Genomic DNA, 6,571 nt, shown 5'->3' with positions numbered 1-6,571 from the left:
CCAGAAAGCTGTGAACCAAGCACAGTAACAGTCAGATTACATCCTTCTGGACGTTGGCATATTTCAATTAGATTTGATGACCCAACAATTAAGCCATTACCAGTAACAGATAAAGCCATCGGAATTGACTTAGGAATTAGTAGCCTTGTGATTACCAGCGATGGCGATAAAGTGTCTAATCCCAAGCATTTTAAAAAGCATTATCGGAGACTGCGAAAAGACCAAAAAAGCCTTTCGAGAAAACAGAAAGGGTCAAAAAATCGGGAAAAAGCAAGAATCAAAGTAGCCAGAATTCACGCTCAAATCACGGATAGTAGAAAAGACCATTTACATAAGCTAACCACTCAATTAGTTCGTGAAAATCAAACGATTGTAGTTGAGAATTTAGCTGTCAAGAATATGGTCAAAAACCCGAAATTATCTCAGGCAATATCTGATGTAAGCTGGGGAGAAATCATTCGACAATTAGCCTATAAATGCCGTTGGTACGGCAGAAATTACATCGAAATAGATAGATGGTTTCCCAGTTCTAAACGGTGCAGTAATTGTGGGTATATTGTGAAAGAGCTGCCGTTAAATGTTCGAGAGTGGGACTGTCCGAACTGTGGGACACACCATGACCGAGATATTAACGCCAGTAAAAATATTTTGGCCGCAGGGCTTGCGGTGTCAGTCTGTGGAGCGACCATAAGACCAGAACAGAGTAAATCTGTTAAGGCAGGTGCGGAACCCCGCAAGGGAAAGAAGCAGAAACCTAAATCGTGAGGTTTGGGAATCACCGTCCGTTTACGGCGGTGAGGATGTCAACTCTCCATCGACTCACCCTTAATTAGATCCTATAAATATAGAATCTCTATGCTTTCTTTCTTACCCACTATTCTTTTAGCTCAGTCCGCCTCGGTTCTGCCCCAGATAGAGAGGAAATTAGTCACCCAATATCAGGAAGTGCGTCAGTTGCCCGGTCAACTGAATGACGTTCTAGTTTTTAATAGCAATAGTCCCGAAGTGGTAGAAAAAGAGGGAATTCTCCTCTCCACTTTCCCCGGTAAAGGAAAACGTTATCCCATAGCCCATCTCAATCATCCCCTACAAGGACGTTTTGACGTTTTCACCCACCACATCGCCCGTCAAACCGATCCCAATCGCGACCTACACCAGGGCCTGATCGTTACTAATCCCACCTCCAGAAACCTCGTTATCCGCATCCTGCAAGGAGTCAGTTACGTCACCTCCGCCGATGCCCCTTTTGTCGATTTACCCTCTCTGGTGGAAGATCCCAATGGCCGGGTTTTTTCCGGTCCCGGTTCCCGTTTAGCCAGCGATATCATGCGTCGTCGCCATGATACCCAATTTCCCGCCCAGATCGTCATTCCCCCAGGCCAAAGTCGGATGCTATTCGATCTGGTTATCCCCAGAAGTAGCGCCCGCTCGACCCTCCTACGTCTCTACAGCGATGGACCGGTCTATATGGCCAATTTAGCCCTCTACGAAGTTCCCCAAAAAGTCAAAATCGAAGATCGGGAAATAGAAACCTTTCGTCCCCCTACCCTAGAGGAATGGCGTACCCTATTAGTTAGAGGTGATTTAGCCGCTCCTCGCGATTTTCCCCCCACTCCCCCCGATCAATGGTTCCCTGGAAGAAGAAATTTTTATGGTCGCGTGGCCGGAATTTCTGTCGGTTCGGAATGGGCAACCCGCATTGTCGATCCCAAAGGGGGAATTAATCTCACCATTCCTCAACCCGGTCAAGCTTTTGCCTATCCTTTAAGTACGGTGACAGCAGCTACTTTCGGAACCAGACAAATTCAAAGCGCTCCCATGTTAGTGCGTTATCCCGATACGGCTTTCAAAGCTCACGGTAACTACGGTGTTCACTACTATCTGACTTTACCTCTATATAACAATAGCAGCAAAACCCAGGTGGTGGCTTTGAGTATTCAAACCCCAATTAAAGAAGACAATTATCTCGATCGCTTGCTATTTGTTGAACCCGTCCAGGGACCGGTATTTTTCCGGGGTGCAGTGCGCGTTACCTATCGTAACGCCCTGGGACGCACCGAGGAACGTTTTTTCCATCTCGTTCAACGGGAAGGACAACAGGGAGAAGCTTTAGTACAGGTGGAACTTCCCCCCGGAGCCAGACGCGACATTAATCTCGATTTTCTCTATCCCCCCGATGCCACACCCCCCCAAGTTTTGAGCGTTAAAACTTTGGAATAGATAGGGGTTGGCTGAATAAATCTGAAAACCTTGTTGGATAAGACTTTTAGACTTTTTTTCCCTCAAAAAGTGCCAGCCATTGCGGGGATCGGGAGTAAAATTCTGGGACTTTTTCCCTGAAAATTAGGTAACTGACTACCTCAAAATCGGTAAAACCCCACACCCCACACCCCACACCCTGCCCCCACCGAAAAGCTTTTTGCCGCAAACCCTAGATAGTTTTTCTCGAAAAGTTAACGGCTGATTGTCGGGAAGAATAAGTAAGATACACTGATATTAATCTCTCTCTGGGAATTAAGTAGGTAGGCGTTAAAAATTATCAGATGCCCCCCTTATTAAGGGGGGATTAAGGTAGGGTTGATTCATGGTAGGGTTGATTCATGAATCAACCCTACTAGGGGGTAGGGTAGGGCTGATTCATTCTCTGAATCTAATTCTTTTTTTGCTACCTTTAATCGCTTATGCGGTAAGCAAAGCACGACGTTTTTAGAAATTTTCAGATATTTATTCCGAGAAATCGACTAAAAACGTTGCCAGAAAAAGATTTTAGAGAATGACATTTGAGAGAATGAAACGACCCTAGGGATTAAGGGCGGATCCCCCCGCCTATCGGCACCCCCCTTATCAAGGGGGGCAGGGGGGATCGAACCTAAAATCCATTTTTAATTTAATTATAACCAGCTACTTAGCCGATGAATATTAGCAAAACTTGCTTTATTTGCTGCTTATTATCTCAATTTTTTGGCAATGCAGCCGCGAGTTTAGCCGTGACTAAACTCGATTTTGATGCCGGTCAACCCCTAACAAATCAAGTGGTTAGATCGGGGAAAATTAAGGTACAAGTTAGCTATCAACCCATCGACCTAAACGAGAGAGTTGATGACAATTCTGATATTAATAATGTTTCTTATCAAATCTTTTATAACGAGCAACTTTATCAGCAAAATAGCGAGTATAGTGCCTTTGGCTCTGGCTATGTCGAATTAATAGATTTAGATAATAATGGCATCGATGAGATTATCGTCTCCACCTATAGCGGCGGCGCTCATTGCTGCACATCTTTGGTAATTTATACTTGGCAAAAAGATAAATTTATTAGAGAAGAAACGGGTTTTTTAGATGGTAGTGGTGGTTCCTTTGAAGATTTAGATGGAGATAATAATTATGAATTTGTCACCGTTGATAATGCTTTTTTGTATGCTTTTAGTTCCTACGCCGCCTCTTTTCCTCCCTCGAGAATTTATACTTTTCAACAGGGTAAATTAGCGGATGTCACCAGAAAATATCCCCAAGAATTAAGAAAAACTTTAGCAGCAATGTTGAAAGCTTTTCAGTTAGCTAAAAAAGAAAAAGCCGAAGTTAATGGCATTTTGGCCGGTTATGTGGCACAGAAAATTCTCCTGGGAGAATACGAAGAAGCTTGGCAATTTCTCCTCGCTAATTACGATAAAAACTCCGATTGGGGTCTCGATATCCACGGCCAAAGTATAGCGCTCGGCAAATATCCAGACTTTCCCGCTGCCCTGAGCGCTTTTCTCCTGAAAAATGGCTACTTAGGGTCTGCTGAAAAAGTTTGTTGGTGGGGGCAGGGTGTGGGGTGTGGGGTGTGGGGTGTAGGGTTTTCCCGATTTTGAGGTAGTCAGTTACCTAAAATTCAGGGAAAAAGTCCCTGAATTTTACCCGCGATCACTCCAATGGTCAGCACTTTTTGAGGGGAAAAAAGTCTAAAAACCTTATCCAACAATGTTTTTAGATTTATTCCAGCAAACCCTAAGTAGAGGCGATAAAATTCCCTGTTCCAGGAGGGTTTTTTCGGCTGGTGGCAGTAAGCAATCAAACCAGAGAGGAGATTAAGGCAGAAATTAACAGAGCTACCGTGGCGGGAATGTTCAACGGAAGTTTCCCTTTGACAAAAAGCGACAACCTCTGCTGTGGCAGAATCTGTATGGGGGAACTTCCGCTAAAAACAGACAAATTTAACGGAGTTCGCGGTTCGGCATCACGCTTCGATCGAGCGGCTGTTAATAGCCTTGAACTCAATCAACCTCCACCACCACAACCACCACCACCACAACCACCACAACCACCACAACCGCCACTGCCGCCGCCATCACTGCCGCTACTGCCGCCACAACCGCCGCTGCCGCCATCACTGCCGCCACTGCCGCCATCACTGCCGCCACTGCCGCCATCACTGCCGCCACTGCCGCCACCACTGCCGCTACTAGCAGCGGCTATGGGAGTCAGCATTTGATACAAGTCTGCTAAAGCCATATCCGCCATCAGAACTGTTGCTCCAAACAACGCCACCGCAAGCACAAGTTCAGAATCGCTGCTATTGGCTGTTTTTAAAGGTTGTAAGCGATTTGTTAAATCATTAAAAATGATCTCTCCATAACGGCTGCGCTGACGCTGTGGTTTGACAAAAAACCTTGCTCCCAAAACTAGAAGCCCAAATATACAGATGAGAAGTAAACCAACTGGCTTATCGCGAGAAATTCCCACAGCCATTTTGCACAAGCCTATTCCTAGAAGAATAACCACAATCAATGATGGATAAATTTGGGCTTTGAATGCTTGGGCATCGCTCAGAAACAAACCAAGCTGTTCTAGGCGGGAACGAATGCTATCTTTCATTACTTTAGACTTCTGGAAAACCTGTTCAATTGCCCCATCAGTGGCCAAAATATCTTGGGCGACCGCCTTTTCTACAGGATCGGCAATAGCATCGATCTTTCCTGTCACCACCAGTTTGCTTTGTGTTCTTCCAAATGGTGATTTTTCCTTTAATACCTCCACATAGCCTTGTTTTACCAAACTGGCGATTGCGGCCATAATCAGGCGATCATTGCCCCCCGCCAAGAAAGCTATCTCGTAAGTATTTAAATCAGGTTGCTGCTTTGTATTAGCGCTAACTAGGCACAGTGAAAAACGTAGCCAGGCTGCCAAAGCGATTCCCATCACTACTAGGGAAATATAGAAGGTTAAAAATTCCGGACCTGTAAAATTCATTGGGTTAGGAATTTGGGAGATTATCTGACAGCTAGTTATCATCAGTGAAAGGAAGACTAAAAAGGTAAAGATGCCTATTTTTCGCAGTTGTGGTTTGAAGGAGACTGTGAAATTAGGTTTTGACAAAACCCAGCTTTGTTGAGTGTTGATCCGGATAAAATGCAAATCTCGCCCGAATCGGTCTTTGGGTTTAGGCCAAATATCTATTGGCGGAATATGTCCAAAAAACTGTTCGTAACTTTCTAGCGTCTTGCTATACCAACTGCCAAATTTTAATTGCTCGGATGAACCCCCACGAGTCGGCTCGTGATGTAATGTGGTTTGCAAAATTTTGGGACAGAACTCTTGCCAGTACAATCGCGTATAGGTCAGATGTAAATGCCAAACTTGATCGATTTGGTCGGATGGCGTGACCGGATGTTCTGCTGCAACGGCTAGAAATATAAACTTTTTGTATTCCTCGATCGCTCTCTGAGTATAGCCTAAGGACCAGCCGTTATCTTTTGCTAATCGTTGGCTGAAAGATAATTGACTATCTGGCCGATCCAAGGCAAATGCCTGAATTCTTTTGTATAGCTCTGTCTGTTGAAAGTTCATCGTCCCTAATGGGCTATCCATAAACTGGGCCTCCCGAAAAAAACTGTTTCTAGTCGTTTATTTAGGCCGAAGAGGCTTAACTGTGCGTGAAGTTTAAATTTCTTTACCGAAAAATTGGGTTTAAAGCCTCGCCCTTTGAGGGCGACTTTATAGGATGTATGATATTAAGAATAGGGGGCCGGGTAAGCAACCGCTTAAAAAACCCAGTCATCAACCGATGAACGCACCTTGAAAACTAGAGTTATGGGGTTCTATAGGGGAATGCTCCTATAGGTAAAAATTCTCAGCACCAAGTACCAAAGAAACCAATGATTTTAGAGGTTTTGAACTGTATCGTAGGGGCCCCCGAAAACAGGCTTCTGTAAGGTCGCGAAAGTCTGGGGAGAGAACCACCTCTGGGTTGGATTTCGCCAGGAATCTAATTCAAGTGGACTCGTTGAGCCAGAAATTCACAGCAGTGATGCTAGAAGAATCCACGTCGTAAACGGCGTGGGGTATGTCAAAAAAAGCTGGATGCCAACTATCCCTCTTTCATCCCAAAGATAGAGCAAATATTCTCAACAATCAAACTCAGTCAACTGGGCAATAAGTCTCGGAAACCCACAGCAATTCCAAATTCAAACGGTAGTGTAGGATACAGAATTGATTTCGCTTCTGTCCCTCAAAATAGAGTGAACGAGTTGCCCATTGGGTTTTGCAGGAATGGAAGTCCAAGATTTGAGTTTTATAGGGATGCTGAGCT

The 6,571-nt window shown here is 44.7% G+C and carries 4 protein-coding genes and 1 pseudogene; 3 read left to right on the top strand and 2 right to left on the bottom strand.

The features are described 5' to 3' along the window. From O9332_RS23440 to O9332_RS23430, 3 genes are all read left to right on the top strand, one after another. Window positions 1-765 (top strand): RNA-guided endonuclease InsQ/TnpB family protein (locus O9332_RS23440; protein ID WP_288027643.1); only part of this gene is annotated, 765 nt, incomplete at its 5' end. A gap of 90 nt (window positions 766-855) precedes the next feature. After that, complete coding sequence (locus tag O9332_RS23435) at window positions 856-2,220, top strand: DUF3370 domain-containing protein (protein ID WP_288027642.1); 1,365 nt, start codon at window positions 856-858, stop codon at window positions 2,218-2,220. A 692-nt stretch (window positions 2,221-2,912) separates the two neighbouring features. Further along, complete coding sequence (locus O9332_RS23430) at window positions 2,913-3,854, top strand: hypothetical protein (RefSeq protein ID WP_002756617.1); 942 nt, start codon at window positions 2,913-2,915, stop codon at window positions 3,852-3,854. Window positions 3,855-4,021: 167 nt separating this feature from the next. Here O9332_RS23430 and O9332_RS23425 read toward each other — a convergent pair. Together O9332_RS23425 and O9332_RS23420 are read right to left on the bottom strand one after the other, a co-directional pair. After that, window positions 4,022-4,120 (bottom strand): annotated as a pseudogene (locus O9332_RS23425) (IS982 family transposase); the annotation flags it as partial. A gap of 140 nt (window positions 4,121-4,260) precedes the next feature. Further along, complete coding sequence (locus O9332_RS23420) at window positions 4,261-5,850, bottom strand: TIGR04222 domain-containing membrane protein (RefSeq protein ID WP_288027641.1); 1,590 nt, start codon at window positions 5,848-5,850, stop codon at window positions 4,261-4,263. Between the last annotated feature and the right edge of the window lie 721 nt (window positions 5,851-6,571).

This window comes from Microcystis sp. LE19-10.1B (assembly GCF_027530565.1).
Classification (GTDB): Bacteria; Cyanobacteriota; Cyanobacteriia; order Cyanobacteriales; family Microcystaceae; genus Microcystis; species Microcystis aeruginosa.
Note: the sequence above shows the minus strand (reverse complement) of the source record. Positions and strands in the feature narration are given on the sequence as shown.